Source organism: Bacillus sp. P4_D3 (genome assembly GCF_056401855.1).
This window is the reverse complement of the sequence record NZ_JBFUIN010000412.1, coordinates 1-2741: the sequence shown is the minus strand read 5'-3', so window position 1 is coordinate 2741 and position 2741 is coordinate 1. Positions and strand designations below refer to the sequence as shown.

The 2741-nt window shown below is 34.3% G+C and carries 2 protein-coding genes and 2 pseudogenes; 2 read left to right on the top strand and 2 right to left on the bottom strand.

What is annotated here, in order from left to right:
* Positions 1-225 precede the first annotated feature (225 nt).
* A complete protein-coding gene (locus AC1DTM_RS21960; protein WP_477000868.1) occupies positions 226-648 on the top strand; it encodes a PH domain-containing protein in 423 nt (140 codons plus the stop codon).
* A gap of 230 nt (positions 649-878) precedes the next feature.
* Positions 879-1049: pseudogene (locus AC1DTM_RS21955) on the top strand (FAD-linked oxidase); the annotation flags it as partial.
* Between the two features lie 38 nt (positions 1050-1087).
* Here AC1DTM_RS21955 and fumC read toward each other — a convergent pair.
* Both fumC and AC1DTM_RS21945 read right to left on the bottom strand, forming a co-directional pair.
* Positions 1088-2476, bottom strand: coding sequence for a class II fumarate hydratase (gene fumC / locus AC1DTM_RS21950; protein WP_477000867.1), 1389 nt, complete (start codon positions 2474-2476; stop codon positions 1088-1090).
* Positions 2477-2600: 124 nt separating this feature from the next.
* A pseudogene (locus tag AC1DTM_RS21945) lies at positions 2601-2741 on the bottom strand (Na+/H+ antiporter NhaC); the annotation flags it as partial.

The following is a 2741-nucleotide window of genomic DNA, read 5'->3' as shown; positions in this document are numbered from 1 at the left end:
CCACTAATCATCATCATACAACTAATTATGACTATTACTTTAATGCTTTTTCTGCAAATCATTTTATGCAACTCCACTTTTGTAAAACTTCATTTAAATTTACCCCATCAAAAAAAGTTTACACGAATAATGAAACGTAAAAATATGTAATGTTGCATATTTTTACGTTTCATTACAATATTGTGATTTAATTATTTTAATAACTGGTATACCGAGGTGATTCACTTGAAATTTAAAGCGAAAAAAAATCCATTTCATATCATTTTAATCTCATTGTTTTTAGTTGTTTTTTTCATTTCCCTATTCTTTCAAAATGAGAATTCTATTTTTTTCACTCTCATGATGCTCTTAAATATCGTGAATCTCTCTTCTTTCTATTTTTCTCATTACAAAATAACGGAATCTGCCCTTGTTGTTAAACATGGTTTCATACTCCGTACTGAAATTCCATTTGAAGATATACGCCAAATTAAATACTCTGGTAAAAAGCTTCGTTCAGAAAATTGGACAAGACAGCAAATAGAAATTMATTATAATTTATTCGACTCAGTAACATCTTTCGTACCACAAGAAGAGGAGAAATTCATTTCACTCTTAAAAGAAAACTGGCCAAATGTGAAAATAGTCAATAGCACCTCAAATGAATAGTTTTGTTTGAGACAGTTCTATGCTATTAGGATAACTATATAAGAATTGAATATCCTCCCCAAGCAAAACCGCCGTTTACATATTTATTCTCCCCTCAGGCTAACTACCCAATAGTTAGTCTATTTTTTATTACATAAAGATACTACCCCTCCATCACAAACAAACGATACGAACATACACTATTTCTAAAAAAGTAAACTTCTACACAAAATGAATGAAAGGTGCTTATTATGTATGAGTTAAGTTATGAAAGATTAACAGGTGAAATTATTACAAGATATGATTGTGAGTATGAAGAAGCTAGACAAGAATGGAATCGAGCTATTCAAAAGTTTCCTTTAGCTATCATTTATTGTTTTACGAAATGGGATGTTAGTAATGCGATTATTTGGGCGATAAAAAAGCCAAGATTCTAAATTAAGAACCTTGGCCTCTTTTATTATTCTTTCGGAGCGATCATTTTTTTCGGGTCTACAATTTCATCAAATTGCTCTTCTGTTAGTAATCCCGATTGCAATGCTGCTTCTTTTAAAGTTAATCCCTCTTTATGAGCATGCTTTGCAATTTTCGCGGCATTTTCATACCCGATATGTGGGTTTAGTGCTGTTACAAGCATTAATGAACGATTTACATTTTCATTAATTACTTCTTCATCTGCTTCAATACCAACTGCACATTTATCATTAAATGAAACTGTTGCATCAGCTAATAAGTGAGCAGATTGCAGGAAGTTGTAAGCAATAACGGGTTTGAATACGTTTAGCTCAAAATTACCTTGGCTCGCAGCAAATCCAATTGTTGTGTCATTCCCCATAACTTGTGCTACAACCATTGTTAGCGCTTCGCTTTGCGTTGGATTTACTTTCCCTGGCATAATAGAGCTTCCTGGTTCATTTGCAGGAATAATAATTTCCCCAAGACCACTTCGTGGACCACTTGCAAGCCAGCGCACATCGTTAGCTATCTTCATTAAATCAGCAGCTAATGCTTTTAATGCTCCGTGTGCAAATACAACTTCATCATGGCTCGTTAACGCATGGAATTTATTTGGTGCAGAAACAAATTGTTTACCTGTAAACAGACTAATTTCTTCTGCTACCATCTCACCAAATTTAGKGTGCGCATTAATTCCAGTTCCAACCGCAGTACCACCAATTGCTAATTCTTTCATATATGTATTGCTATCTGCAATCATACGCTCTGCTTTTTCAAGCATACGGTGCCATCCGCTAATTTCTTGCCCTAACGTTAAAGGGGTTGCATCTTGTAAATGCGTACGACCGATTTTAATAATATGTTCAAATGCAGTTACTTTTTCTGCTAATGTTTCTTTTAATTTCGTAATGGCTGGTAATACATGATTTTCTACCGCAATTACACACGCTACATGAAGTGCCGTTGGGAACGTATCATTTGAACTTTGAGACATGTTCACGTCATCATTCGGATGAATATGTACGTCAGATCCCTTTTCTTTCAAAATTTGATTACCGCGGTTTGCAATTACTTCATTTACATTCATATTCGATTGTGTACCACTACCTGTTTGCCATACGACAAGTGGAAAATGTTCATTCCATTTTTCTGCGATAACTTCATCAGCAGCTTCCGCAATTGCTTGTGCTTTTTCTTCTGATAACTTCCCTAATTTTTGATTGCTAATCGCTGCACTCTTCTTTAAAATCGCAAATGCTTTTACAATTTCAAGCGGCATATGCTCTGTTCCAATCGGAAAATTTTCCTTACTACGCTGTGTTTGTGCTGCCCATAATTTATCAGCTGGAACTTTCATTTCTCCTAATGTATCTCTTTCAATTCTGTACTCCATTTTTTCATCCCCTTGAAAATAAAATACCTACATTTCTCATTTTAACAGACTTCCATACAAATGATAAGAATTCTCACTTGTATGTATAAAAAAAATACCTTCTGCGGTGGCAGAAGGTATTTTTTTATGATGCTTGCTTCCCTTTTTCAACGTCATCTACATACCAAATAAATTTCCCTGTATATCCGTAAATAACTGCCAAAATTAATGAAACGAAGCTTAACCACATAAACGGAACGTATGAGAACGTTGCTACACCTAAAAT